Below are 24,535 nucleotides of genomic sequence, written 5' to 3' on the forward strand. Positions count from 1 at the left end.
CTGGAGAAGGAACAGCCGCCGTTCGCGAAGGAGTTCTTCGTGGGCGTCCCGGCCCCGGCAGGCGGCCTGCTGCTGCTCCTCCCCCTGATCATCGAGGAGCAGGTCCGCCGCGACGGCTGGTGGAACTCCCCGATCGTCGTCGGCGTGTGGACCGTCATCGTCGCGATGCTGCTGGTCTCACGCATCCCGACGCTGTCCGTGAAGACCGTGAAGGTGCCACCGCGCGCGGTGGCCCCCCTGCTGGTCCTCATCGGCCTGCTGGCCGCCGCGATCATCACGTTCCCGCTGGTGGCACTGATCATCGCGATGGTCGCGTACCTCGCGCACCTGCCGTACTCGGTGCGCCGGTACATGTGGCTGTCGAAGCACCCCGAGGCGTGGACCGTCACCGGGGCTGATCGTCGCGCCATCAAGCGCGCCCACGGCGTGGCTGCCCGTCGGCTCGGCTTGCGTCAGCCGTTGCACGGACGCGTTGCCGGTGCGGCCATGCGCGCGGTGCGTCGGCCTCGGCGTGACGCTTCGACCGCTGCCGCGGCCGACGGCACGATGCCTGCCGCAGGTGGACGGCGCCGTTCCTGGCGTCAGCTGGGCCTTCGCCGCCACCACAAGTCCTGATCACCTGATCTGACTGAGGGCCGGACACGTTCATCGTGTCCGGCCCTCAGCTTTGGAGCAGGATCAGTACACCCCGTCTCCGCGAGCAAACTCAGGCGGAAGGATTGAGCCTCTCCGGCGCAACCCCCGTAACGAGCTGCTCCAACGCTTGATCCCCTACGTCGTACCGCAACGCCCAACGCGCAAGCGCATATACGACACCCTCCTCATCAATTCCCAGGAAAAACTCCCCTTGACCAATCTCCCCCAAGGGAAAGAATTTCCGGTCAAACAGATCAGAAAGCTCTGCAAATCTCGCCCCCTCTCCGATGGCAAGATCCGGGTCGAACTCGAACGGCTCCCGCGCACAGTTGACACCAGGACCTTCGACAACCACTCGAATTCCGCCGAACTCTCGAAGGAACTTCTCCGCCGCTTCGTGCCAGACGAACTCCGACAGAGAGTTCTTCCAGCGAGCGAGATCAACCTGACGATCCGACGCCCAGCCGGATCGCCGAAGAACATCTTCCACTTCTCGAGAGAATCGAGACATCTACGGCGTCCCCTTGAAGTCAATATTGAAATGATCAACCAGCGCTTGACAGCTCGCGCATGGCCCAATCATTCTCTTGAAGTTCGCGTTCCCTCTGGCGCGGCCTATCACGGCAGCAGCGGTAGCCCCAGTCGGGTCGAGCCCAGCATCCAAGGCCTCGGTCAAACACTGAACCAAACCGCAACCTCCATGATTCTTGCCCTGCTGCTGACCAGGAGGAATCCTGTCGAGGATTTCCTGGACCACCGGATGCACTCGACGATTTCCGACACCCCCATCGCTATGAGCGACGATGGGGGCATGGCCGGGAACTTGCAGAGCTTCAATCGCGTTCGGGCGCTGAGAACCCGAGAGGTCCGCAACTGCTTCTGCTTCCGCAAGCACGGCGTCAACAACTCCACAGTTGTGAGAAAGGAACGCAGTGTTGCCTGCAAGCACAGAGTAGGTGTGGGCGCCGCTGACTGTCAGGTTGTGAACGCGCTGTTCAGCGCTCCACCTCCGCACCTGGACGACCTGCACCCAGGTCCCGGAAGACGTCTGCAACCAGACACCGGCAACGAGCTTGTCCGCCCGTACCCATTCCTTTAGCTCCGGCAGCCAGAACCGATGTCCATCAGTGGCGACGATCTTCTCGGACTGACCGTCAACCGTCAGCTGCACGAGGTTCTTGGAGCCATCACCGACGATGGTCCGCACCACGCCCTCAGCCCGGCTCTGACCAGTCTCCGGATCTGTAGCGAGGACTTGATCACCGAGTTTGATCTGCTCGATCGGTTTCGACGAGCCGTCGGCCATCAACACCCGCGTGCCCGGCACAAAACTGTTAACCAGGCACTTGGTCGCCGCCTCGGCGACTTCCTCGGCCTTCTCCTCGACCCGGCGCAACCTCGCGGCGGCATCCGCGATCTTGTCGATGATCCGGTTAGCCTTCATGATCGCCTTGACGATCCGCTCAGCGGCCTGCACCAGCTTGATGACCTTCGCCGCCGGCACCAGGCTGGCACACGCGAGAATGTCGAAACTGGTGAAGCAATCCTTGACGTCGTTGATACCCGTCAGATCCATCAACAGGTCAAGCAACTCCGCAACAACAACGTCCCACCACGACTGCGAGTTGTTGGCCTCGCGCAAGTACTCCTCGTACTTGTCCTTACCACCCGCGGCGTCATACCGAGCCTGCTGCGCCTTGTTGTACGCGGCATGAGCCGTACGCCGCTTGTTCGTCGCCGCCGGGTACGCCGCCGCGGACGCCTCGTCACCACCCGGCCAGTTACCAACGATGATGTTGCGTTCTTTGTCGATGCCGTAGTTGTGCCCGTCGGAACCAGTGCCGCCTTCCAGGTACATACCTGACGGGTCGCTGAACGTCACCGGATTGTTGTTGCTGTACGAATACCCGTTGACCTGCTGCGGATTCGCCGTGTTCATGATCGGGTCGTCCGACAGGAACCGACCGATCGCCGGGTCGTACTCCCGAGCACCCAAATGCGTCAGGCCGGAAGCATCACGCGTGCCACCCACGAAGCCCTTGTCGTCTAGCCATGAGCCGCCGTTCGGACCACGCGCCTTGCCGAACGGATCGAAGTACTGACGCTGATACGTCAGTTCGCCGGCCTTGACCGAGACAACCGGCGTGCCCTGATGGTCGCTTACCTCATAAGACAACCGGCCACTCGAGTGACGCACCGCCACCACAGTGCCGCCGTGCGAGTAGTACCGCTTGCCCGAGACCTGCTTGGTGGCGTCGTCCTTCACCAACTCCATTCCCTCGGGCAGATACAACGTCGTACGGCCCGGTTCACGCTTGATCAGTCGGCCGCCATCGGCGTCGTACAGGTACGACGACTCCTTGCCGGAAGCCTCGACGACCTTGGACGTACGGCCCTGGAGAAGGAACAGCCGCCGTTCGCGAAGGAGTTCTTCGTGGGCGTCCCGGCCCCGGCAGGCGGCCTGCTGCTGCTCCTCCCCCTGATCATCGAGGAGCAGGTCCGCCGCGACGGCTGGTGGAACTCCCCGATCGTCGTCGGCGTGTGGACCGTCATCGTCGCGATGCTGCTGGTCTCACGCATCCCGACGCTGTCCGTGAAGACCGTGAAGGTCCCCCCGCGCGCGGTAGCCCCCCTGCTGGTCCTCATCGGCCTGCTGGCCGCCGCGATCATCACGTTCCCGCTAGTGGCACTGATCATCGCGATGGTCGCGTACCTCGCGCACCTGCCGTACTCGGTGCGCCGGTACATGTGGCTGTCGAAGCACCCCGAGGCGTGGACCGTCACCGGGGCTGATCGTCGCGCCATCAAGCGCGCCCACGGCGTGGCTGCCCGTCGGCTCGGCTTGCGTCAGCCGTTGCACGGACGCGTCGCCGGTGCGGCCATGCGCGCGGTGCGCCAGCCTCGGCGTGACGCATCTACGGCTGTTGCGGCGGAGGGCACGGTGGCTGGCGCCAACGGGCGTCGTCGGTCTTGGCGGCAGTTGGGTCTTAGACGCCAACCCAAACGTTAACCGGACTGCGCCCACATCAGCACCGAAGCCGCCACTCGATACGGCCCTCTCCGCTGACGTTGCCGTCAAACTGCTGTCCGATACCCAACACACAAGAGGCCCCACCGGAATCATACCGGTGGGGCCTCTCATATTTCACTTCTGCTACTCAGTCCAGCGCCACATTCCAAACACCGAACACCTCAACAAAATCTGGAGTTCGAATGATCAGATTCGGCGATCCTGGCCTGGTAGCCAGGAGCCCGTCTACGATGTCGCACACCTTGGCCGTGCCGAGCCCACCAGACACAGGCCAGACATGGCCGCCTTGATCACCCTCGCCGAATTCCTCACACAGGATCGCACTGTCAGGGTCAGGAAGCGCCCAGAGAGCAAAGAGACGGTCGTCGACAGTCGTTGCTTCCAGCCGTTCGGCGAACAACTTGAAGTACCAACAAGCATTCCCACCCTTGAGCCTCACGATCCCCTCGATCGGCCCATCGCGCCAGTCGAAGATGATCAGGACCAGCAGCTGGTCAAGCTTCCCCACAGAAATCTCATTCACCTTAACCCACCCGAACACAGTATTGAAAGCCTTTTGCACTTTTGAGTCTACCGGCTTCGAAAGAATCAGAGTGTGATGCGTTGGAAGATTTCTAGTGGAGTGAAGATCAGCGAGAATCCTGCGTCTTCTATCTGACGCCTGGTTGCCATGGATGCGTTTTCCACAGGACCGTCAACCCCCCGCACCGAGACCCCGTGCCCGAATGACCTGGAGTTTTCTTCCGCCTTTGCTCTGCAGCAGAAAATCGACCAGTACTTTCCTTACTGGTCCCGAGCCGCGCAAAAGACAACCGGCCACTCGAGTGACGCACCGCCACCACAGTGCCGCCGTGCGAGTAGTACCGCTTGCCCAAGACCTGCTTGGTGGCATCGTCCTTCACCAACTCCATTCCCTCGGGCAGATACAACGTCGTACGGCCCGGCTCACGCTTGATCAGTCGGCCGCCATCGGCGTCGTAGAGATACGACGACTCCTTGCCGGAAGCCTCGACGACCTTGGACGTACGGCCCTCGACGTCGTAGGAGATGGTCTGGGTGTTGCCCCGCGACCTTGCGAGTGGTGGTGTTGCCCGTCCTGTCGTAGCCGAACTCGTCACGCGCCATGCCGGACGGGCCCGTCTCGTCGATCGAGCGGACCACGTGCGGCTGGTTCGCCGGGTCGTAGTTGTACTTGCGGTTGACCACACCGGACGAGGTGGTCGTGCGCCCCAACGTCCGGTTGCCGATCTTGTCGTAGCCGTAGTCGTACAAGTACGACGCCACACCGCCGAGAGACTCAGCGGTCGGCTCTCCCGCACAGTCACCTGACCGCGGTGTGAATGCCTTGGTCAGCCTGCGCAGCTTGTCGTAACGGAAGCATTGGGTGTCCCATGCCGTCGCATCACTTGGTTGATCAGCGATCCTCGTGACGTTGCCACCGGTGTCGTACGAGTACTTCCGGTTGGAGATCCGGTAATCGGTGTCCCGTGAACGGTCCACGATGGACTGTTCGAGCCGACGGGTGCCTTCCTCGAAGTAGTTCGTCAGCCACAACTGGTCGGGGCTCACGTCGGCGCCGAGGGTCAGTCGCAGCGGCCGGTTGCGTCCCACATCTGCGAGGCATCCCCGGTGAACCGCACGGTCCCCTTGTCGTCCTTGGCCTCGAGCAGGCCGTCGCGCTGGCTCAGCTTGCCGCCCTTGACGTGCGAGCCGTAGGTGATCTTGCGGAGCTTCTCCGACTTCGCCGCCTCGGCGGTCTTCACCACCAGCAGCTGGCTGAACCCGGTCGCGGTCGCTTCGACCGTCAGATCGATGCCCGGCCAAACGTCTGAGTACGTCGTCTTGGCGCCATCGACTTTCGGTTCCGGCAACGCTTCCAGCCAGGTCAGACCCACCTCGACGCCGTCCTTGGCACCAGTGCGAGCGGCTTGTCCTTGCCGGCTCCGGCGAACTGGAGGTCCACCACAGCCGCCTCAGGACGGATCAGTCCGTCCGAGTGCTTGCGCAGCTTGGTGTCGACGGGAACCCACTTGTCCCCGCACTTCGCTCGTTCTGGCTTGAGCGACTGGATGAACGTCATCTTGCCGTTCGGGTTGGCGATCGTTTCCGTCGCCTCGGTCGTAAGCCCGGACACCTTCACCGGCTTGTCGAACTTCCGCGCCGCCGCCATCGCGGACGCCTCGTTCGGCAGTTCGCTCGGAGCCGGCGCGGCGTTCGCGACCGGAGTGATGAAACCAGCCGAAACGGCCAGTACAAGAGTGAACGCGCGCACGCCAAAGACGCGCGCCGATCTTTGGCGCATTGAGATTTCCCCCAAATTGGGCTGATGTCCCGCCGCCGCGCGACAACCGAGCCTCCCCGCCCGGATTCGGCACCACCCTGCCGTCGCCTCCGCAGTGCCCGGAAGACTCCGTTCAGGTCAATCGCGTCCCGAATGGTCTGGTGTGACCAATGTGTGACCGCCCATGCCGCTTGTGCATCTGTGACGCAGAGACATCAACCAACCGGCACGCTCGTCATGAAGAACTAGAGTGGTCGACGTGATCACGCTGACGGCTCGCCTGTCCCCGTCCGCACTGGACACCCGTCGCGGCGTTGTCCGCCTCCACCCGGAGGTGCTCGACGCCTTGGGCCTGCGCGCCTGGGACGCCGTGAAACTGACCGGCGCCCGCGTGAGTGCCGCCCTGGCCGCCGCCGGTGAACAACCGCCTGGTGTGGTCCTCGTCGACGACGTCACCCTGACCAACCTGGGCGTGGTCGAAGGCTCCGAAATCGTCGTGGCCCCGGTCCAGGTGGCGGGCGCGCGCTCGATCACCGTCGCCGGCTCCCGCCTGGCCACCACCGCCCTGACTCCCGATCACGTTCGGTTGGCGTTGACCGGCAAGGTGTTGACGGTGGGCGACAACGTCTCGCTGCTCCCCCAGGACCTCGCGCCGCCGCCCGGCGCCAACGTCTCCGAAACGCGTCGCAAGCTCTCCAACGCCATCGGCATGACGTGGACCAACGAGCTGATCACCATCACCTCCACCGACCCGGCGGGCCCGGTGGCCGTACAGCCGTCGAGCGTGGTGGGCTGGCGCTCCGCCTCAGCCCCGGCCGCCGAGGTGACTCCCGTTGTGGTGCAGGAAAAGCACGAGGCGCTCCCGGTGACGGACCTGGTGGGTCAGAAGGACCAGGCCCGCCGCCTGACGGAATGGCTGGAACTGATGTTCCGCCAACCCGAACTGCTGACCCGCCTGGGCGCCTCGGCCCGCCTGGCGGCCATGGTCAGCGGCCCGGAAGGCGTCGGCAAGGCAACCCTCGTCCGAGCCGTGGCCCGCTCCGTGGACGCGTCGATCGTGGAACTGGCCGCGCCGAGCATCTCCGTGCTGGAACCGGGCGCGATGGCCAAGCAACTGGGCGACGCGATCGCTGGCGTCCCGGAACAACCGACGGTCCTGCTGATCACCGACATCGACGCCCTGCTACCGGCGTCACCCCCGCCGGTGGCCACTGTGGTCCTGGACATCCTCCGCACGGCCGTGTCCCGCCCGAACCTGGCCCTGGTGGTCACCTCGGCCCGTGCCGAGTCGGTCGACTCCCGCCTGCGAGCCCCCGATCTGGTCGACCGCGAACTGACCCTCCCGCTCCCGGACGGCGCCACCCGCACCGAACTGTTGCGCGTCCTGCTCCGCGACGTCCCACTGGAGTCCGATGTGGACTTCGGCGCGGTGGCCGAACGCGCCCCGGGCTTCGTGGCCGCCGACCTCTGCGCCCTGCGCCGCGAGGCAGCGGTCCGGGCAGCCCTGCGCCAGCGCGAAGTGGCAGAACCTCGCGTGGGCCAAGAAGATCTGCTGGGCGCCCTGAACACCGTCCGCCCCATCTCGATGTCCGCGTCCGACACCGTCCAGACCGGCGGACTGACCCTCGACGACGTGGGCGACATGACCGAGGTGAAGCAGGCCCTGACCGAAGCAGCCCTCTGGCCTCTCCGCTACCCGGACTCCTTCGCCCGCCTGGGCGTGGCTCCCCCGCGCGGTGTCCTGCTCTACGGCCCTCCCGGCTGCGGCAAGACCTTCCTGGTGCGCGCCCTGGCAGGCTCAGGCCAGCTCAACGTCCTGACCGTCAAGGGCGCCGAACTGATGGACAAGTTCGTGGGCGAGTCAGAACGAGCAGTCCGCGAGCTGTTCCGCCGCGCCGCCGACGCCGCCCCCGCCCTGGTGTTCCTGGACGAGGTGGACGCCCTGGCCCCACGCCGAGGCCAGTCGTCCGACGCCGGTGTAGCAGACCGAGTAGTGGCAGCTCTGCTGACCGAACTCGACGGCGTGGAACCACTCCGCGACGTGGTGGTGATCGGCGCAACGAACCGCCCCGACCTGCTGGACCCGGCGCTGCTGCGTCCTGGCCGCTTGGAGCGCCTCGTCTACGTGCCACCGCCAGACACCGACGCACGCACCGAGATCCTCAAGGCCGCATCGCGCAACACGCCACTCACAGACGACGTGGACCTGGCCGCCCTGGCCGGCGAGCTGGAGGGGTACTCGGCCGCAGACTGCGCGGCTTTGGTGCGAGAAGCAGCGCTGACGGCAATGCGGGAGTCGCTGGAGGCAGCCGAGGTAACCCAGGCCCACCTGGCGAAGGCCCGCGAGGTGGTCCGCCCGTCGCTGGACCCGGTACAGCTGGCCTCGCTTGCGGCCTATGCAGCGACCCGCTGACGTTGATGAGGGGAGCTTTCCTCAACCCGAGGTTGAGGAAAGCTCCCCTCATCAACGTCTACTTGTTCTTAGAAGCGCCCTGATAGTCATTGGTGACGATCAAAATGATCCCGGGCGCGGACGACTGAATCCCGTCAAACCGAGGCTCAACCCGAGCCCGCAACACCGAAGCCAGCTCCTTCGCAGAAGCCTCTTCCTCAGTCCCAGGCCGGAAGTACACGGTCGTAGTGGGAATCGTCCCCTGCGAGTAGTTCCCGGTCCCCTCGACATTCCACCCGTTGGCCCGGACATCGTCCGCAGCCTTGACCGCCAACCCGGTGATGGTCGAGTTGTTGTAAACCCGAACCGGCACCTTCGCAGCCCCGGGCTGCGTAACGGGAGGCGGCGGCACCGCGGCAGAAGACGTGGGCGGCACAGTGGTGGTCGGCGGAACCGTGGTGGTCGTCCCCGCGGGCGCCGACGACGGTGTGGAAGGCGGCTCAGACCCGGTCTGAGCTGGAGGCGCGGTCGAACTCCCCTCAGCGGAGGGCGGTGTGTCAGACCCTCCACCGAAGAGGCTGACGACGCCGATGATCAAAGCCACCGCGGCTACACCCAGCAGAGCGAAGCCGGCGGCCTTTGCCGGACGGGACGGGCTTGCGGACTCGGGGGAGGTCATCAGTCCTCGGTGCTCCTGGCGCGTGCACGAACCCTGGCGCGGCCTGTCCGCACGCCGCGCAGCCGCTTGACCAGCATCGGGTCGGCAGCCAGTGCGGCTTCCTTCTCGATGAGGCCGTTCAGCAGCTGGTAGTAGCGGGTGGCCGACATGTCGAACAGTTCCCTGATGGCCTGTTCCTTGGACCCCGAGTACTTCCACCACTGACGCTCGAACGCGAGCATCGTGCGTTCGCGGCTGGTCAGCCCATCAGCGGTAGCAAGCGCCTCGGCGTGATCCATCTGGCTCCCCACGGTCGCCACACCATCTCAGGTGTGGGCAATTCAATCACGTGATCGTTCCAACCTACCGCGCGACACCGACAGTTTTGGACGGCTTAAAGTCTGACCATGGCCGTGCACCGCATCTGCATCGTTGGCGACCCCGTGCTCCACAACCCGACGCGCGAGGTCACCGAGTTCGACACCGAGCTGAAGACGCTCGTCGACGACATGTTCGAGACGATGGCAGCTGCTCAGGGAGTCGGCCTCGCGGCCAACCAGATCGGTGTCGACCTGCGGGTGTTCGTCTACGACTGCCCTGATGACGAGGGCAACCAGCACCGCGGCGTGATCTGCAACCCCGTGCTGGAGACCTCCGAGATCCCGGAGACCATGCCGGATCCGGACGACGACTTCGAGGGCTGCCTGTCGGTGCCGGGTGAGGCGTACCCGACCGGACGCGCCCATTGGGCGAAGGTGACCGGGCAGGACGTCGACGGGCAGCCGTTCGAGGTCGAGGGCACCGGGTTCTTCGCGCGCTGCCTGCAGCACGAGACCGACCACCTCAACGGCTACCTCTACATCGACCGCCTCGTCGGCCGGTACAAGAAGGAGTCGAAGCGGATGCTGCGCGACAACGAGTGGGGCCAGCCGGGCCTTTCCTGGGACCCGGCCGACCCCTCGAACTTCGTGGACGACGAGGACTAGGGGCGGAGCACCGACTCCACCTGGGCCAGTTCCTCGGCCGTCAACGGCCCGAACTCCAGCGCAGCCGCGTTCTCCTCGACCTGAGCCACCGTCCGGACGCCCGGAATCGGGATCAGGCGAGGGGAGCGCGCCCAGAACCACGCCAGCGCGCCCTGGACCAGCGTCCGGCCGCCTGACGTCAGCACGTCCCGCACGGCCTCCCGCGCCTGGAAGTACTCCGGCGAAGGCTTCCCGTCGACGAAGAAGCGCAGCCACGACGGGTTCGTGACGCGCACGTCGTCGGCCGGCAACGTCGAGAACGTCTCCCGCGCGAGCAGACCCATCGCGAGCGGACGACGGCACAGCACGGCGTACTCCCCCGCGTACATCTCCGGGTTGTCGAACAGCACGTTGATGTCGGCCTGAGCGGCCACCCCGTGCTCCCCGGCCGCGAAGAAACGCGCCCGCTCGACGTCGTCGGTGCTCCAGCCGTACGCGCGGATCTTGCCTGCGGCGACCAGCGCCTCGCACTCGTCCCTCAGCAGCGCGGCGTCCTCCAGCGGCAGGTCCCCGATGTGCAGCTGGTACAGGTCGATCCGGTCGGTGCCCAGTCGCCGCAACGACCCCTCGACGGCGCGGCGCAGGTACTCGACCGATCCTTCGTTCCCGGTCATCCGGCGGGTGGCGGCGTCGAACCCGCAACCCCACTTGGTCGCGATCAGCACGTCGTCACGCACGGACGCAAACGCTTGCCCCACCAGCGTCTCCGAGTGCCCGCAGCCGTAGACGTCGGCCGTGTCGAACAGTCGCACGCCCAGCTCGAACGATCGCTGCAGCGCCTTCACCGACTCGGCGTCGTCGGCCGGTCCCCAGCCGACCTGCGATCCGTCCGGCCCCAGGAACGGCCCTCCCATGGCCCACGTTCCGAAACCCAGCTTCACGTTGTCCAGCTCTGTCATGGCTCCTACCGAACATCCTGGAGCGCGCTCCAGGTCAAGCCACTTCCAGGAAAATAAAATTGCTCTCATCGGCGACCATCAAGGCATGCCACTGGACAACCTCGTCGCCTTCATCGCGGCCTCGTTCCTCATCGCACTGTCGCCAGGACCCGGTACGGCCATGGTCCTGCGACAGTCGGTGCACGGACGAAAAGCCGCGCTGGCGACGGTGTTCGGCATGGAGGTCGGCGTCGCGTGCTGGGCGATCGCCGCGGCTCTGGGCATCTCGGTGCTGCTCACGGCGTCCGAGATCGCCTACCACGGGCTTCGGATCGCCGGCGCGGTGTTCCTGATCTACCTGGGTGTCAAGGCGCTGATCAGCAAGAGCCTGCCGTCCGCGGAACCTCCGCCCGCCAGTCACGCCTTCCGCAGTGGACTGGTCGTGAACCTGGCCAACCCGAAGCTCGGCGTGTTCGCGATCTCGTTCCTACCGCAGTTCGTGCCTGCTGGGCAGGCCGGCCAGGGGGTTCTGCTCTTCCTCGCCGCGTTCTGGGTCGTCATCGACACCTTCTGGTACCTGATCATCGTGTCGATCCTGCACACCATCCGCGGCTGGCTCGCCCGCCCGCGGGTCCGTCCCGCGCTCGAGAAGCTGTCGGGCGGCGTGCTGCTGGCGCTCGGAATCCGGCTGGTACTCGACCCGCGTTGAGATCGGGTTGCCCCGGCGCCAGAACAGCTCGGGCAGTCCGGCCAGCTCAGCCATGGTGTGGCACGCGGCCATCGACGCGTAGCCACCGGCCAGCACGTGCGCGCGAACTCGGTCCAGACGGCCGAACTCGATCACCTCGCCGGCGATGAGGAACGGCAGCACCAGCCGCCAGGCCTGGACCACCGCGGGCCGGCGCCGGTGAGGTGCGCGCATGGCCGCGCGGGCGACCCGTAAAAGGTGCTCGTTCGCGCTCATGGTGTTCGGATGCGCCGCGTGGTCCCAGCTCCACCGGCGCTCCTCCGTGACGGCGCACCGCACGCACTCGACCGGTCCGGTGCCGAGCTCGGCACCGCACCTCGAACACGCCAGCAGCGTCATCGCCCAGTCCACGCACGTCCACGGGTACTCGCCGACGTCGGAGGAGACCACCAGCTCGGCCAGTTCCCGGTCGGCGAGCTGCGACGACATCCGCAGGGCCTCCCAGTCCGCGAGCCAGAACTGGTCGAGCAGCTCGGCGCAGAAGCCGCAGTCGGGATAGCCACGACCTGCGAGTTCTCCGCACGAAGGGCATGCGGAGACCACGGCGGGACGTTGACCGCGACGCGCGCCGGGCGGGAACGGCTGATGATCCGCCACCTGGAAGAGATTAGGGGCAAAGGGCGCCCTTGGCAGCTGTGGCGCGCGCTGACTATGGTCGGGTCTCGACAACTCAACACAACGCGGGAGCTCGCGCCTGAGCGGGCTGAGAGGGTGACTGGCTGTAGTGCCGGTGTCACCGACCGCCTGAACCTGACCGGGTAATGCCGGCGTAGGGAGGAATGTCGTGACGGCACTTGACGACCGTTCGGTCAAACCCAGTGTGACCACCGGCCCGATCTCGGGCTCCCGCAAGGTGTACCGCGAAGTCGCTCCTGACATCCGGGTGCCTTTCCGCAGGGTGGAACTGACCAACGGCGAACATGTCGATCTGTACGACACTTCCGGTCCGTATACCGACGACAACGCGGTGATCGACGTCCACAGTGGACTGCCAGCTGGACGGGCGGAGTGGATCGCCGCACGGGAACCGATCAACGGAGCTGTCAGCCAGCTCGCGTACGCGAAGGCCGGGATCATCACCCCGGAGATGCGCTACATCGCGGCGCGCGAGAACCTCGACGCGGAGTTCGTGCGCAACGAGGTGGCCATCGGGCGTGCGGTCATTCCGTTGAACCGCAAGCACCCCGAGGCCGAGCCGATGATCATCGGCAAGAAGTTCCTCGTGAAGATCAACGCCAACATCGGCAACTCCGCCGTGTCGTCGTCGATCGAGGACGAGGTCGAGAAGATGGTGTGGGCGACCCGCTGGGGTGCCGACACGATCATGGACCTGTCCACCGGCAAGCGCATCCACGAGACGCGCGAGTGGATCCTGCGCAACTCCCCCGTGCCCGTGGGCACCGTGCCGATCTACCAGGCGTTGGAGAAGGTCAACGGCGATCCGGCGAAGCTGTCGTGGGAGGTCTACCGCGACACGGTGATCGAGCAGTGCGAGCAGGGCGTCGACTACATGACGGTGCACGCAGGCGTGCTGCTGCGGTACGTGCCGCTCACGGCCAAGCGCGTCACCGGCATCGTCTCGCGCGGCGGTTCGATCATGGCCGCGTGGTGCCTCGCGCACCACAAGGAGAGCTTCCTCTACACCCATTTCGAGGAGCTTTGCGACATCCTGCGCGAGTACGACGTGACGTTCTCGCTGGGTGACGGGCTGCGGCCGGGTTCCATCGCGGACGCCAACGACGAGGCGCAGTTCGCCGAGCTGAGGACCCTGGGCGAGCTCACGCACATCGCGCGCGCCAAGGACGTCCAGGTCATGATCGAGGGCCCCGGCCACGTACCGATGCACAAGATCGCCGAGAACGTGCGGCTGGAAGAGGAGTGGTGCGGCGAGGCGCCGTTCTACACCCTCGGCCCGCTGGCCACGGACATCGCGCCGGCGTACGACCACATCACGTCCGCGATCGGCGCGGCGCAGATCGGCTGGCTGGGCACCGCGATGCTCTGCTACGTCACGCCGAAGGAGCACCTCGGCCTGCCGAACCGGGACGACGTGAAGACCGGCGTGATCACGTACAAGATCGCGGCGCACTCCGCCGACCTCGCCAAGGGTCACCCCGGCGTCCAGGACTGGGACGACGCGCTGTCCAAGGCGCGCTTCGAGTTCCGCTGGGAGGACCAGTTCAACCTGTCGCTCGACCCGGACACCGCGCGCTCGTTCCACGACGAGACGCTTCCCGCGGAACCGGCGAAGACGGCGCACTTCTGCTCGATGTGCGGGCCGAAGTTCTGCTCCATGAAGATCACGCAGGACGTGCGGCGCTACGCCGAGGAACGCGGACTGTCCACTGTGGAGGCGATCGAGGCGGGCATGGCGGAGAAGTCCGACGAGTTCGCCGACACCGGGAACAAGGTCTACCTGCCAGTGGTGGAAACGACGTGACAGCAACACCTCCTCGGGTCCTCACCATCGCCGGAAGCGATTCCGGCGGTGGTGCGGGCATCCAGGCCGACCTCCGCACGCTCTTCGCGTGCGGAGTGCACGGCTGCGTCGCACTGACCGCCGTGACGGTCCAGAACTCGCTCGGTGTCACGGGCGTCGCCGAGATTCCGGCGGAAACCGTTGCGGCGCAGATCCTTTCGGTGGCCGAGGACATCGGGCTGCAGGCCGCGAAGACCGGCATGCTGGCTTCCGCTGCCATCATCGAGGCGATCACACCCGCGCTGGACCGGGTCGGGATCGGCCGCGGCGGGAAGACCCCGTTCGTCGTCGACCCGGTGTCGGCGTCGATGCACGGCGACCAGCTGCTGGCCGACTCGGCGCTGGACGCGTTGCGGGGCCTGCTCTTCCCGCGCGCCACGCTGGTCACGCCGAACCTCGACGAGGTGCGGCTGATCACCGGTCTCGCGGTGAAGGACCGCGCGGACCAGCGTGAAGCCGCGGTCGCTCTGCACGCCATGGGTCCGGAGTGGGTGCTCGTGAAGGGCGGCCACATGTGGGACGACCCGGAGTGCCTCGACCTGCTGTACGACGGCAGGGAGTTCATCGAGCTGCCTGGCCCGCGCTACGACGTCAAGCACACGCACGGCAGCGGCGACACTCTCGCGTCGTCGATCAGCTCGGCGCTCGCGAAGGGTGCGACGGTGCCGGAAGCCGTGCGGTTCGGCAAGGACTTCATCGTCCGGTCGGTCGCCGCCGCCTACCCGCTGGGCGCCGGTGTGGGCCCGGTGTCGCCGCTCTGGAGGCTCGACAGGTAGCGGGCGTACATCGCCTTGAGGTCGGTCGTCTCGGGATCGAGCAGCCAGACCGTCAGGGCACCTTCCAGGAACGCGATCAGCTCCACGGCTCCTGCGTCCGAGAGCACTTCGGCGAAGTGCCGGCGCAGGAGCCGGTTGCGTTCCCGGAAGCGCCGCGTGATCTCGTCGTCGCGCGCCAGGTGCTCGGCCTGCAGGACTGTGTGCAGCGTCGCCAAACCCTTGTGCGCCACGGTGTGTTCGGCGTCCTCGAGCAACGCAGTCACGAGATCTTTCGAGGAGACGCGCGCTGCGGCCCGTGCGTCGAACTCGTCCAGAACCGCCTTGAGCAGGTTCTCCTTCGACCCGAAGTGGTGGATCACCGCGGACGGCGTGACGCCCGCCTTCTTCGCGATGGCCGCGACGCCCGTGCCCGCGTACCCGTTGACGCCGAACAGCTCGATCGCGGCGTCGACGATCTCGCGACGTCGCTCGACGCCGCGCTGCTGCACCTGTCCCTTGATCCCGACGATGGGAAAAAGAGTAGCCGTCGCCATTAAGCTGAACAACCATGCAGGAAAATGAGGTCAGGACAGAGCTGGTCATCCCCGCGCCGGTGGATGACGTGTGGCGGGTGCTGGTGGACTTCGCCGGCTACGCCGACTGGAACCCCGTCATGGAGTACACGCACGTGGACGGGATGAAGACGAAGGTGAAGGCGGCCAAGGGCACGCCGTTCGAACGCGACTTCGAGGGCGAGATCACCTCGATGGATCCTTACTCGCTGACGTCCCAGGGTGGCGAGCAGGGGACGTTCTTCGGCCGCCACCGCTGGGAGCTCACGGAGGTCGACTGCGGCACGCACCTGGTGAACGCGGAGTCGTTCACCGGCACGATGGCCGCCGGCGTGCTGGCGCAGACCCGTGACGTGCTCGTCGCGGAGTTCGATGCTTTCAACCAGGCGCTGCTTCGGCTCTTCTCCCACAGGCCGACGAGTTGAGACGTAGGGTGTCGGGGGCCACCGGCTCCCGGCATCCCTCAGGAGCGTGACATGTACTCATGGGAAGACTTCCCCGTTCTCCCGACTGAGCCCGTCACCGCCCGGACCGAGCCCGCGAAGAAGGAAATCCACGTCGGCTCCCTGCATTACGCCCTGTTGCCGGACAACGGATGGGGAGCGACGATCGCGTGGGAGGCGGGTCCTGAGCTCGCGGGCAGGATCGCCGACGACGTGTCCGCCTACCACGTCGTGGAACGGACACGTGCCGGGAATTCGCGCGTCATCGCGGAACAGCGAACAGTTCCGCGAACCGAGGAAGACCAGGACGTCATCGAAGAGTCCGTCAACGACTATCTTGCCGAGGCCGGCATTCCGCCACGACCGCGCGGATTCGCGTGGTACCTGAAGGTCCCACCCACGCGCAGTGGCCTGAAGGAGCTGGAACGGGCCATCATCGCGAAGGACACCACCGGCCTTCCGGTTGATGTACGTCGCGTGGCCCGAGCCGCACTCGCCGACTTCGGTCGAACAGCCGAATGAGCCGCCCCACTGCTCTGAGGCAGGTGGCCGGTTCGGCTACTTCGACTCTTCTCCGACCAGGGTCTCCAGCGCGTCCAACGCGTTCACGAGCGCCGCCACGTGCTCGGGCGTGAGCTGCTCGATCCGCCGTTGCAGCTCACGCACCCGCGCGGACCGCACACCGGAGACCATCGTCTCGCCCTCCGGCGTGGGCGTTGCGAGCCACGCGCGGCCGTCCTGCGGGTCGGGTTCCCGCTTCACGTACCCGGCCTCGACCAGTGCGGCGACGATGCGGGACAGCGTCGGGGGCGCCACGCCTTCCTTGTTCGCCAGGTCGCCGAGGCGCATGGGACCGCACCTCGCGAGCGTGGCGAGCGCGGAGACCGCGCCGGGGCCGAGTCCGGGGGAACCGGTGCGTCGCAGCAACCGGGCCAGCCGGCCGATCGCCAGGTACAGACGCGCGGTCGCGTCCTCGACCTCGGCGTCAATGGGGGCCGTCACGGCTAGTCGTCCTCCTCGGCGGAATTCAGGTAATGGTCAATCATCCCCCAGCACGTGTGTACCCAAGGTAGCGGCTCCTCGTCGTCGAGTTCTGGCGAAGAGCCAGAACGGATCCAGCGCCTCCATGGTGAATTTCTCACTCACAAAGGAGGAAACCCGATGCACCTCGTCGCCGTAGCCGGCCACCCCGGACGGGTGCTGACCGGAATTCCGCAGAACGCGGACTTCTTTCCGCCTACCGGCTGGGCGAGGACGCCTGGGCCCAGAACCGTTGCGGGATCCGGCCCGCCAGCCGCGCGAGCCGCCCGCCCTCGACCGCGCACCGCATGGCCGCCGCCATCCGTTCCGGATCATCGGCCCTGGTCACGGCGGTCGCGAGCAACACTGCCGAGCAGCCCAGCTCCATCGCCAGCGCGGCGTCGGACGCCGTTCCGATCCCGGCGTCGAGCACCACCGGCACCGAGGCGCGGGACGTGATCAGCTCGATGTTGTGCGGGTTGCGGATGCCGAGACCCGTGCCGATCGGCGAGCCGAGCGGCATCACCGTCGCGCAGCCGATGTCCTCGAGCTTGCGCGCCAGCACCGGGTCGTCGTTGGTGTAGGGCAGGACCACGAAGCCGTCGTCGACGAGCCGCTCGGCCGCGTCGAGGAGCTCGACCGGGTCCGGCAGCAGGGTCTCCTCGTCGTGGACGACCTCCAGCTTCACCCAGTTCGTCTCCAGCGCCTCACGGGCGAGCTGCGCGGTCAGCACGGCCTCGGCGGACGTGCGGCATCCCGCGGTGTTCGGCAGGACCTCGATCCCCAGTCGCCGCAACAACTCCAGCACGCCGGTCTGACCCGCCGAGTCGACCCGGCGCATGGCCACGGTGGTCAGCTCGGTGCCCGAGGCCACCAGAGCCCGCTCCAGCACGGAGAGGTTCGCGGCACCGCCGGTGCCGGTGATGAGCCTGGACCGGAACTCCCGGCCCGCGATGAGCAGCGGATCGTCCACGTCAGCCTCCCTGGACCGCGGTCAGCACCTCGACCACGCCGCCGTCCGGCACGATCGTCTTGTCCCACAACGCCCTCGGCACCACGGCGCCGTCCAGTGCGACGGCAACCCCCTTCTCGGGTGCCCCCACCAGCGACACCACGGCGGCGACCGACGTGCCGTCGGCCAAGTCCCGAGAAGTGCCGTTGACCTGTGCTTTCACGAGCTTCCTCCCTTGAGCAGCTCGACCACGAGACGAGCGGTGTGCGGGGCGAGCAGGAGACCGTTGCGGTGGTGGCCGGTCGCGGCGATCACGCCGGGTTCGAGCCAGCGCACGACCGGGACGTTGTCGGGGCTGCCCGCACGGAACCCGACGGCGGTCTCGGTCAGCGCGTATTCGGCGATGCCCGGCAGCACGGTTTCCGCGTCCCGCAACAGGTCCCGCACGCCGGCGACCGTCACGTCGGTGTCGAAGCCCGCCTCGTACTGGGTGGCGCCGACCACCAGGCCGTCGTCGCGCGGCACCAGGTACACCGGCCGGCCGGAGACCAGCGCGCGGATCGTGTGCTTCGGCGGTGGCAGGGCACCTGGCCGATGCGTGAGCCTGAGGATCTCGCCCTTCACCGGGCGGATGACGTCGCGCAACGCGGGGTGCAGCCGGCCGCTCCACGCGCCGGCGGCGATCACCTGCACCGTTCCGTCCACATCGGACCGCACACCTGCTTCCACGCATGCCTTCCACAAAGCGGAAAGCAACGCGCGGTTGTCGACCGCGAGGTCACCCGACGCGTACACACCGCCACGGACCGCAGGCCCCAGCGACGGTTCCAGCGCGCGGATCTCCCGTGAGGTCAGCAGCTCCCCCGCGTGCCGCAGGTCGGCGAGATCACCGGGCTGGGTGCCGACCGCGAGAGTGCCCGCGGTGAACAGTTCGACACCGATCGACGACGCGAAGGCAGGCCACATCGCCAGTGCCTCAACACCCTGCGCCACCACGGCTTCCTCGCCGGGCCACGCCTCCGTGAGCGGCGCGAGCATGCCGCCCGCGACCCGTGAGCCCGCGTGCGGCGAGCCCTCGTCGGAAACGGAAACCGAGTAGCCGGCCCGTGCCGCGGCCAACGCGACGGACAGGCCGATGACACCGCCACCCCGGACGGACACTTCCACAGTCAAGGCATTCACGCTCCCTGCGCCGGCATGACCCGGATCAGGTTCGACGGTCGGAGCGAACCACGCTCCCTCTCAGCCCGGTCTTCTCCAGGCTCCCGTGCGGACCGACACCAACATAACGGTTACGGTGCGAGCGTGCCAGGACTCGACGGAAACCTGATCAGGCAACGACTCGCCGACGCGACGCTCTACCTCTGCACGCCGAACCGGCCTGATCTGGCCGAGTTCGCCGATGCGGCGCTCGCCGGCGGGGTCGACATCATCCAGTTGCGGGACAAGTCACTCGAGGCGAAGCAGGAGATCGCCGCCCTCGAGGTGCTCGCGGAAGCCTGTGCCGCGCACGGCAAGCTCCTCGCCGTGAACGACCGCGCGGACATCGCGTACGCGGTCAGGGCGGACGTGCTGCATCTCGGCCAGGACGACCTGCCGGTCTCGTGCGCGCGTCACGTCGTCGGCGAGGAGGTCGTCATCGGGCGCTCCACGCACGACGTGGACCAGATGCAGGCGGCGGCGACGCAGCACGGCGTGGACTACTTCTGCACGGGTCCGTGCTGGCCGACGCCGACCAAGCCGGGACGTCCCGCACCGGGGCTCGACCTCGTCCGTGCCACGAAGGGCGTGCGGCGGCCGTGGTTCGCGATCGGCGGCATCGACCTGCAGAACCTCCACGAGGTCAAGGCCGCGGGAGCCACGCGCGTGGTCGTCGTGCGGGCCATCACCGACGCCGAGGACCCCAAGGCCGCCGCCGAGTCGTTCAAAGTTGAACTTAGTAGTTGAAATTTGAACAAGCAGGCGTACGCTCGACGACGTGAGCGCACCTGTGCTGTACCTGAGCCACGGGGCACCCCCGCTGGCTGACGACGAGACGTGGACCAGAGAGCTCAAGGACTGGTCCGCCACCCTCCCGCGCCCGGAAGCCGTGCTCATGGTCTCCGCGCACTGGGAGGAGGCGCCGACGACCATCGGCGCGACCGAGACCGTGCCGCTGGTCTACGACTTCTGGGGTTTCCCGCAGCGGTACTACGAGGTCACGTACGAGGCACCGGGCGCGCCCGAGCTCGCCGACGACGTCCGCAAGCTCCTCGGCGGGCACGTCGAGCAGGACGCCGAACGCGGTCTCGACCACGGCGCCTACGTGCCGCTCAAGGAGATGTTCCCCGAGGCCGACGTGCCGGTGCTGCAGATGTCGCTGCCCACGCTCGACCCGCGGCAGCTGCACGAGATCGGCCGCAAGCTCGCACCGTTGCGGGACAAGAACGTCCTGATCGTCGGCAGCGGGTTCATGACGCACAACCTGAGCTGCGTGAACTTCCCCGCCGGACCGGACTACGAGCCGCCGTCGTGGTCTGCCGAGTTCGACGACTGGGCCAACCAGATGCTCTCCACCGGCGACGTGGACGCGTTGCTGGACTTCCAGCAGAAGGCTCCGGCCGCCGGAATCGCACATCCGAGGACTGAGCACTTCGCGCCGTTGTTCGTGGCACTGGGCGCTGCGAGCGACGAGAAAGCCCGTACCAGCGTTGAAGGCTTCTGGTACGGGCTCTCGAAACGGTCGGTGCAGTTCAGTTAGCCGCGCGTGAGGGTCAGGCCGTAGCGCGACAGGATCGGGTTGACCGGCTGGAAGAACGTGGTGCCGCCGGACGAGCAGTTGCCCGATCCACCGGACGTCACGCCCTGGGCCTGGCCGAAGCCGGAGCCCGCCACCCACGAGCCACCGGAGTCACCGGGCTCCGCGCACGCGTTGGTGCGGGTGAGGCCGCGGACGGTGCCCTGCGGGTAGTTCACGGTCTGGTTCTTGGCCTGGACGGTGCCGCAGCGCCAGCCGGTGGTCGAGCCGGAGCGGCAGATCTGCGCGCCGACAGCGGCTTCGGTGGAACCGCGGACGATGATGTTCGCGCCGCCGTAGCGGTTGACCCACGGCCGCGGGGTCCAGTTGGCGTTGGTGCGGACGTGCGCCATGTCGCTGCCGGGGAAGACCGAACCCGCGAACGTGCCCTGCGCGACCCGGTTGTAGCCGGAGACAGCGGTGCCGGCCCGGCCGCAGTGGCCCGCGGTCACATAGCCGCCGGACACCGAGAAGCCGAGTGAGCAGCGGCCGCCGCCCATGTAGATGGCGTCGCCGCCGCGCAGGTCGTACAGCGGCGTCGGGTTCTCGGTCACCTCTTCGACCGTGACGGCCGAGTTGATGGACTTCGCGGTCGCGATGAACTGCTCGGCCGCGGCGTCACGGGTGTTGCGGTTGACCTCGATCACGACGGCGTTGGACTTCTCGTCCACGCGCCAGCTGGTGACCGACTGGGGAGCGCTCATGAGGTCGAGCACCGACTTGGTGCCGTTGAGCTGGGTGAGCGAGTTCTTGACGACCTTGACGTCGGCGCCGCTCACGGAGAGTCCCGACTTGGTCACCGCGACGGTCAGCTTGCCGCTCGCCTGGTCGATCCACGCTCCGCCGAACGCGTCGCCCAACGACGCCTTCGCTTGCTCGACGATTTCGCTCGACTTCTGGTCAGTGGCCAACCGGACGCGTGCCTGGTCAGCGTTCAGGCCCAAATCACGTTCCACCGCTTGGAGCAATTCGGCCGGGTAGCTCTCCGTGTCGGAACCGGTTGGGGCGACTGGTGCGGCAGGGGCGCCAAACGCCGGTACGCTGAGAGCAGTGACGACTCCGGTGGCGAGCAGAACGGCACCGGTGATACGGGCCGCACTCGTGCGGTTCATCAGACGTCTCCCTCACTTTCGGGTGCAGGGGAACCCGAGAGATCGGTTGCAGGGACCTCTCTCGGGGGCTCTAGGGGGACGGGTGGTGGGGCGGCGGCAGGGGTCGCCCCACCCCTCCCACCCTCGGTTGTCTCCTGGTTCTGACAGGGGCGCCGCGCTCAAGTGGTCCGGCCACGAGCCTCATCGCGCCCCTCCTCCCGGTCTCTTTCGGACCGATCCTTCGCCCGATCGAGTGACGTTATGGGCCTGTTATCTATTACGCCCAACCTCGACCGTGGACGAAGTGTGTCACAGCTCACGACAGATCAACTGCGGTGCGTAGCAATTGACAGTTAACTATCGCTCAAAGTAGTGACGTGATCACCGAATGGGGTCGACAGTTGACGGCGGCGTCGAGCTGTCGGTCGGCTGTCGTGATCCTGTCGACGAGGTCGGCGGTCCGGTCGTCGTGGTGCTTTCGGTGGGCGGCTGACCGGACGTGGTCGGCGGGGCCGTCACGGTGATCGTTTCGGTCTTCGTCGTCTCGGTGTGCGTCTCGGTGTGGACGCTCGTGCTCGTCGTGGGTGTCGCGGGGTCCGCTGACGTCGGTTTGCCGGTGACGAGCTGAACGCTCGTGACGGTGAGGACGGTCACCACGAAGGCGAGCAGGCCGCCGACCGCGATTACCTGCCAACGCTTTTCGCGCTCCATCGACCGTTGATAGAGCACGGCGCCCACCGTGGTCACCACACTCGCGAGAGCCGCGCCGATGATGGTGCCGACGACGTTGAGGCGAAGGCTCAGCACAGCCGCGGTGACGGCGGCGAGCACACTCGCGACGAGCTTGACGGGGGTGATCTTCTCCTTCTCAGCCATGACACTTGTGGGACGTCGGGCACAGTTCACCGGTTGTGCGCCGGTGACGTGCATCATCGACACATGCGCTTGGTGACTCTCGAAGACGTCCACGCGGCCGCCGCCACGATTGCCCCGCACGTCGTTCACACCCCGCTGCTGTCGTTCGACTCCGGACTGTGGATCAAGCCCGAGTGCCTGCAACCGATCGGTGCCTTCAAGCAGCGCGGCGCGGTGAACGCGTTGTCCCGCATACCTTCCGAGGACCGCGCCCGTGGTGTCGTGGCGTATTCGAGCGGTAACCACGCGCAAGCAGTCGCTCACGCCGCTTCACTTCTGGGCATGACGGCGGCGATCGTCGTCCCGTCGAACACGCCACAGATGAAGATCGACGCCACGCGCGCCTGGGGCGCCGAGGTGTTCGTCGTGGGCATCACCGAACGCGAGTCGCGCGCCGCCGAACTGGTCGAGGAACGCGGCGCCACGCTGATCCCGCCGTTCGACCACCCGGACGTGATCGCCGGCCAGGGCACCATCGGCCTGGAGATCTGCGCGGATCTTCCCGACGTGGCCACGGTCCTGGTCCCGGTGAGCGGCGGTGGCCTGATCGCCGGCGTGGCAACGGCCGTGAAGTCCTTGCGCCCCAACGTCCGCGTGATCGGCGTCGAACCCGAACTGGCCGCCGACGCCGCCGCCTCGTTCGCCGCGGGTTCGCTGGTCCGCTGGGACGCCCACGACCGCGCCCGCACCATCGCCGACGGCCTGCGCGCCGAACCGTCCGAGCTGACCTTCGCGCACATCCGCGAGTACGTCGACGACATCGTGACCGTGACCGAGGACGAAATCCGCGCCGCGGTGAAGGAAATCGCCCGCCGCACCCGCGTCGTGTCCGAGACGAGCGGCGCGGTTCCCGTTGCGGCGTACCTGAACCGCTCGCTGCCCGCCGGCCCGGCCGTGGCGGTCGTGTCGGGCGGCAACATCGAACCCGCGCTGTTCGCGTCCCTGGTCAACCCGTGATCTCGCTGGACGACATCCGCGCGGCGGCAACGGTGATCGCGCCCCACGTGGTGCGCACGCCGCTGCTGCCGTTCGGTGCCGGGCGCTGGCTCAAGCCGGAGTCACTGCAACCGATCGGCGCGTTCAAGCTCCGCGGCGCGCTGAACGCCTTGGCGCGCCTGGAAAACCGCTCGCGCGGCGTGGTCGCCTACTCCAGCGGCAACCACGCCCAGGCCGTCGCCTACGCGGCCCGCCTGCACGGCGTGCCCGCGGCGATCGTGATGCCGTACAACACCCCGGCGGTGAAGGTCGAGGCCACGCGGACGCTGGGAGCCGAGGTCTTCATCGTCGGCATCACCGAACGCGTCGAGCGCGCCGAGGCTCTGGTCGCCGAACGCGGCGCGGCACTGATCCCGCCGTTCGACCACCCCGACGTGATCGCCGGGCAGGGCACCATCGGCCTGGAGATCCTGGCGGACCTGCCGGACGTCGACGCCGTCGTGGTGCCGATGTCCGGTGGCGGGCTGATCTCCGGTGTGGCCACGGCGATCAAGACCCTGCGCCCCGACGTCCGGGTGATCGGCGCAGAGCCGGCGCTGGCCGCCGACATCGCGGACTCGCTGCGCGCGGGCTCGCTGGTGCGCTGGGACCCGGTTGACCGCGCGCGCACGGTGGCGGACGCGTTGCGGGACGAGCCGTCCGGGCTGACGTGGGAGCACATCTCTGAGCTCGTGGACGACGTGATCACCGTGTCCGAGGACGAGATCCTGGCCTCGGTGGCCGATCTGGCTCGCCGTGCCCGGCTCGTTGCCGAGCCCAGTGGCGCGGTCGCGGTGGCGGCTCAGGCGAAGCTCGGTAGCGGGGTTGCGGTCGTGTCCGGCGGCAACGTCGACCCCGAGCTGCTGGCGGCGGCTCTCACAGCGCGGGCCTGACCGAGCGTGCCCAGC

Annotated in this window: 29 protein-coding genes, 1 pseudogene and 2 riboswitches; of the genes and pseudogenes, 14 read left to right on the plus strand and 16 right to left on the minus strand. The window is 67.2% G+C overall.

Annotated features, from left to right (window positions below; genetic code table 11):
* A partial coding sequence (locus tag C8D87_RS38425) for a CDP-alcohol phosphatidyltransferase family protein (RefSeq protein WP_459178199.1) occupies nt 1-615 on the plus strand: 615 nt, incomplete at its 5' end.
* A 91-nt stretch (nt 616-706) separates the two neighbouring features.
* On the opposite strand, the gene C8D87_RS38430 is transcribed toward C8D87_RS38425, so the two are convergent.
* A complete protein-coding gene (locus tag C8D87_RS38430) occupies nt 707-1,126 on the minus strand; it encodes an SUKH-3 domain-containing protein (protein ID WP_170166736.1) in 420 nt (139 codons plus the stop codon).
* A gap of 21 nt (nt 1,127-1,147) precedes the next feature.
* On the minus strand, nt 1,148-2,902 hold the full coding sequence (locus C8D87_RS38435; protein WP_170166737.1) for an RHS repeat-associated core domain-containing protein: 1,755 nt from the start codon (nt 2,900-2,902) through the stop codon (nt 1,148-1,150).
* A gap of 132 nt (nt 2,903-3,034) precedes the next feature.
* Here C8D87_RS38435 and C8D87_RS38440 point away from each other — a divergent pair.
* A pseudogene (locus tag C8D87_RS38440) lies at nt 3,035-3,646 on the plus strand (CDP-alcohol phosphatidyltransferase family protein); the annotation flags it as partial.
* 148 nt (nt 3,647-3,794) lie between these two features.
* On the opposite strand, the gene C8D87_RS38445 reads toward C8D87_RS38440, so the two are convergent.
* The 4 genes from C8D87_RS38445 to C8D87_RS38460 form a co-directional block, all read right to left on the minus strand.
* Entirely contained in the window at nt 3,795-4,175 is a 381-nt protein-coding gene (locus tag C8D87_RS38445) for a hypothetical protein (RefSeq protein ID WP_112230973.1), read from the minus strand.
* Between the two features lie 437 nt (nt 4,176-4,612).
* The gene (locus tag C8D87_RS38450) at nt 4,613-5,278 is read right to left on the minus strand and encodes a hypothetical protein (protein WP_112230975.1); all 666 of its coding nucleotides are present in this window, start codon (nt 5,276-5,278) and stop codon (nt 4,613-4,615) included.
* Nucleotides 5,251-5,562: a hypothetical protein gene (locus C8D87_RS38455; protein WP_112230977.1), complete on the minus strand. Its 312-nt coding sequence runs from the start codon at nt 5,560-5,562 to the stop codon at nt 5,251-5,253. The genes C8D87_RS38450 and C8D87_RS38455 overlap by 28 nt, the downstream gene beginning before the upstream one ends.
* Nucleotides 5,553-5,939 (minus strand): hypothetical protein, encoded by a 387-nt coding sequence (locus C8D87_RS38460; RefSeq protein WP_112230979.1) that lies wholly within the window; start codon nt 5,937-5,939, stop codon nt 5,553-5,555. The genes C8D87_RS38455 and C8D87_RS38460 overlap by 10 nt, the downstream gene beginning before the upstream one ends.
* 268 nt (nt 5,940-6,207) lie before the next feature.
* Between C8D87_RS38460 and C8D87_RS38465 the strand changes: the two genes are divergently transcribed.
* Entirely contained in the window at nt 6,208-8,361 is a 2,154-nt protein-coding gene (locus tag C8D87_RS38465; protein ID WP_112231333.1) for an AAA family ATPase, read from the plus strand.
* A gap of 58 nt (nt 8,362-8,419) precedes the next feature.
* Here C8D87_RS38465 and C8D87_RS49005 read toward each other — a convergent pair whose 3' ends face one another.
* Both C8D87_RS49005 and C8D87_RS38475 read right to left on the minus strand, forming a co-directional pair.
* The gene (locus C8D87_RS49005) at nt 8,420-8,776 is read right to left on the minus strand and encodes a LytR C-terminal domain-containing protein (RefSeq protein ID WP_325049759.1); all 357 of its coding nucleotides are present in this window, start codon (nt 8,774-8,776) and stop codon (nt 8,420-8,422) included.
* A 242-nt stretch (nt 8,777-9,018) separates the two neighbouring features.
* Nucleotides 9,019-9,297 carry a DUF3263 domain-containing protein gene (locus C8D87_RS38475; protein WP_109633103.1) on the minus strand — a complete coding sequence of 93 codons (279 nt, stop codon included), beginning with the start codon at nt 9,295-9,297 and terminating at the stop codon, nt 9,019-9,021.
* Between the two features lie 108 nt (nt 9,298-9,405).
* Between C8D87_RS38475 and C8D87_RS38480 the strand changes: the two genes are divergently transcribed.
* Nucleotides 9,406-9,984, plus strand: a complete 579-nt coding sequence (locus tag C8D87_RS38480) for a peptide deformylase (RefSeq protein WP_109631509.1) — start codon at nt 9,406-9,408, stop codon at nt 9,982-9,984.
* Here the strand turns inward: C8D87_RS38480 and C8D87_RS38485 are convergent.
* Nucleotides 9,981-10,922, minus strand: coding sequence for an aldo/keto reductase (locus C8D87_RS38485; RefSeq protein ID WP_112230981.1), 942 nt, complete (start codon nt 10,920-10,922; stop codon nt 9,981-9,983). The genes C8D87_RS38480 and C8D87_RS38485 overlap by 4 nt on opposite strands.
* 85 nt (nt 10,923-11,007) lie before the next feature.
* Between C8D87_RS38485 and C8D87_RS38490 the strand changes: the two genes are divergently transcribed.
* The 4 genes from C8D87_RS38490 to thiD all read left to right on the plus strand — a co-directional run bounded on the left by C8D87_RS38490 (nt 11,008) and on the right by thiD (nt 14,904).
* Nucleotides 11,008-11,610, plus strand: a complete 603-nt coding sequence (locus tag C8D87_RS38490; RefSeq protein ID WP_109631501.1) for a LysE family translocator — start codon at nt 11,008-11,010, stop codon at nt 11,608-11,610.
* 211 nt (nt 11,611-11,821) lie between these two features.
* Nucleotides 11,822-12,148: a hypothetical protein gene (locus C8D87_RS46490; RefSeq protein WP_170154729.1), complete on the plus strand. Its 327-nt coding sequence runs from the start codon at nt 11,822-11,824 to the stop codon at nt 12,146-12,148.
* Between the two features lie 171 nt (nt 12,149-12,319).
* Nucleotides 12,320-12,444: riboswitch (TPP riboswitch) on the plus strand.
* Nucleotides 12,434-14,089, plus strand: a complete 1,656-nt coding sequence (gene thiC / locus C8D87_RS38500) for a phosphomethylpyrimidine synthase ThiC (protein WP_109631494.1) — start codon at nt 12,434-12,436, stop codon at nt 14,087-14,089. (Overlaps the previous riboswitch by 11 nt.)
* A complete protein-coding gene (gene thiD / locus C8D87_RS38505; RefSeq protein WP_112230983.1) occupies nt 14,086-14,904 on the plus strand; it encodes a bifunctional hydroxymethylpyrimidine kinase/phosphomethylpyrimidine kinase in 819 nt (272 codons plus the stop codon). Before thiC ends, thiD begins: the two co-directional genes overlap by 4 nt.
* Here thiD and C8D87_RS38510 read toward each other — a convergent pair.
* Nucleotides 14,847-15,437, minus strand: coding sequence for a TetR/AcrR family transcriptional regulator (locus tag C8D87_RS38510; RefSeq protein WP_215732608.1), 591 nt, complete (start codon nt 15,435-15,437; stop codon nt 14,847-14,849). The two genes, thiD and C8D87_RS38510, sit on opposite strands and share 58 nt — an antisense overlap.
* Nucleotides 15,438-15,451: 14 nt before the next feature.
* Between C8D87_RS38510 and C8D87_RS38515 the strand changes: the two genes are divergently transcribed.
* Both C8D87_RS38515 and C8D87_RS38520 read left to right on the plus strand, forming a co-directional pair.
* Entirely contained in the window at nt 15,452-15,880 is a 429-nt protein-coding gene (locus C8D87_RS38515; protein ID WP_112230985.1) for an SRPBCC domain-containing protein, read from the plus strand.
* A 51-nt stretch (nt 15,881-15,931) separates the two neighbouring features.
* Entirely contained in the window at nt 15,932-16,420 is a 489-nt protein-coding gene (locus C8D87_RS38520; protein WP_112230987.1) for a DUF5956 family protein, read from the plus strand.
* A 36-nt stretch (nt 16,421-16,456) separates the two neighbouring features.
* On the opposite strand, the gene C8D87_RS38525 is transcribed toward C8D87_RS38520, so the two are convergent.
* The 4 genes from C8D87_RS38525 to C8D87_RS38540 all read right to left on the minus strand — a co-directional run bounded on the left by C8D87_RS38525 (nt 16,457) and on the right by C8D87_RS38540 (nt 19,043).
* Nucleotides 16,457-16,900 (minus strand): MarR family winged helix-turn-helix transcriptional regulator, encoded by a 444-nt coding sequence (locus C8D87_RS38525; protein WP_233439171.1) that lies wholly within the window; start codon nt 16,898-16,900, stop codon nt 16,457-16,459.
* Between the two features lie 235 nt (nt 16,901-17,135).
* Nucleotides 17,136-17,891: a thiazole synthase gene (gene thiG / locus C8D87_RS38530; protein ID WP_112230989.1), complete on the minus strand. Its 756-nt coding sequence runs from the start codon at nt 17,889-17,891 to the stop codon at nt 17,136-17,138.
* Nucleotide 17,892: 1 nt separating this feature from the next.
* Nucleotides 17,893-18,093 (minus strand): sulfur carrier protein ThiS, encoded by a 201-nt coding sequence (gene thiS, locus C8D87_RS38535; RefSeq protein ID WP_109631478.1) that lies wholly within the window; start codon nt 18,091-18,093, stop codon nt 17,893-17,895.
* Nucleotides 18,090-19,043, minus strand: a complete 954-nt coding sequence (locus tag C8D87_RS38540) for an FAD-dependent oxidoreductase (protein ID WP_112231337.1) — start codon at nt 19,041-19,043, stop codon at nt 18,090-18,092. Before C8D87_RS38540 ends, thiS begins: the two co-directional genes overlap by 4 nt.
* Nucleotides 19,038-19,149, minus strand: a riboswitch (TPP riboswitch). Its footprint overlaps the gene before it by 6 nt.
* 26 nt (nt 19,150-19,175) lie before the next feature.
* Here C8D87_RS38540 and thiE point away from each other — a divergent pair.
* Nucleotides 19,176-19,817, plus strand: coding sequence for a thiamine phosphate synthase (thiE, locus tag C8D87_RS38545; RefSeq protein ID WP_109631475.1), 642 nt, complete (start codon nt 19,176-19,178; stop codon nt 19,815-19,817).
* A gap of 31 nt (nt 19,818-19,848) precedes the next feature.
* Nucleotides 19,849-20,610: a dioxygenase family protein gene (locus C8D87_RS38550; protein ID WP_112230992.1), complete on the plus strand. Its 762-nt coding sequence runs from the start codon at nt 19,849-19,851 to the stop codon at nt 20,608-20,610.
* Here the strand turns inward: C8D87_RS38550 and C8D87_RS38555 are convergent.
* Together C8D87_RS38555 and C8D87_RS38560 are read right to left on the minus strand one after the other, a co-directional pair.
* Nucleotides 20,607-21,602 carry a S1 family peptidase gene (locus tag C8D87_RS38555; RefSeq protein WP_325049753.1) on the minus strand — a complete coding sequence of 332 codons (996 nt, stop codon included), beginning with the start codon at nt 21,600-21,602 and terminating at the stop codon, nt 20,607-20,609. The genes C8D87_RS38550 and C8D87_RS38555 overlap by 4 nt on opposite strands.
* A 516-nt stretch (nt 21,603-22,118) precedes the next feature.
* Entirely contained in the window at nt 22,119-22,613 is a 495-nt protein-coding gene (locus C8D87_RS38560) for a hypothetical protein (protein ID WP_112230996.1), read from the minus strand.
* A gap of 63 nt (nt 22,614-22,676) precedes the next feature.
* Here C8D87_RS38560 and C8D87_RS38565 point away from each other — a divergent pair, with 63 nt between their 5' ends.
* Both C8D87_RS38565 and C8D87_RS38570 read left to right on the plus strand, forming a co-directional pair.
* Nucleotides 22,677-23,609, plus strand: a complete 933-nt coding sequence (locus C8D87_RS38565) for a threonine ammonia-lyase (RefSeq protein ID WP_112230998.1) — start codon at nt 22,677-22,679, stop codon at nt 23,607-23,609.
* On the plus strand, nt 23,609-24,520 hold the full coding sequence (locus C8D87_RS38570; RefSeq protein ID WP_112231339.1) for a threonine ammonia-lyase: 912 nt from the start codon (nt 23,609-23,611) through the stop codon (nt 24,518-24,520). Before C8D87_RS38565 ends, C8D87_RS38570 begins: the two co-directional genes overlap by 1 nt.
* Nucleotides 24,521-24,535 lie beyond the last annotated feature (15 nt).

The sequence above is a fragment of the Lentzea atacamensis genome (assembly GCF_003269295.1).
Taxonomy (GTDB): domain Bacteria; phylum Actinomycetota; class Actinomycetes; order Mycobacteriales; family Pseudonocardiaceae; genus Lentzea; species Lentzea atacamensis.

Bases quoted from the DNA above. Each gene is read 5' to 3' on its own strand.
- C8D87_RS38485 (WP_112230981.1), bottom strand. From the start codon at position 10,922: ATGACAGAGCTGGACAACGTGAAGCTGGGTTTCGGAACGTGGGCCATG.
- C8D87_RS38565 (WP_112230998.1), top strand. From the start codon at position 22,677: ATGCGCTTGGTGACTCTCGAAGACGTCCACGCGGCCGCCGCCACGATT.
- C8D87_RS38490 (WP_109631501.1), top strand. From the start codon at position 11,008: ATGCCACTGGACAACCTCGTCGCCTTCATCGCGGCCTCGTTCCTCATC.
- C8D87_RS38520 (WP_112230987.1), top strand. From the start codon at position 15,932: ATGTACTCATGGGAAGACTTCCCCGTTCTCCCGACTGAGCCCGTCACC.
- C8D87_RS38510 (WP_215732608.1), bottom strand. From the start codon at position 15,437: ATGGCGACGGCTACTCTTTTTCCCATCGTCGGGATCAAGGGACAGGTG.
- C8D87_RS38560 (WP_112230996.1), bottom strand. From the start codon at position 22,613: ATGGCTGAGAAGGAGAAGATCACCCCCGTCAAGCTCGTCGCGAGTGTG.
- C8D87_RS38480 (WP_109631509.1), top strand. From the start codon at position 9,406: ATGGCCGTGCACCGCATCTGCATCGTTGGCGACCCCGTGCTCCACAAC.
- C8D87_RS46490 (WP_170154729.1), top strand. From the start codon at position 11,822: ATGGCCGCGCGGGCGACCCGTAAAAGGTGCTCGTTCGCGCTCATGGTG.
- C8D87_RS38515 (WP_112230985.1), top strand. From the start codon at position 15,452: ATGCAGGAAAATGAGGTCAGGACAGAGCTGGTCATCCCCGCGCCGGTG.
- C8D87_RS38475 (WP_109633103.1), bottom strand. From the start codon at position 9,297: ATGGATCACGCCGAGGCGCTTGCTACCGCTGATGGGCTGACCAGCCGC.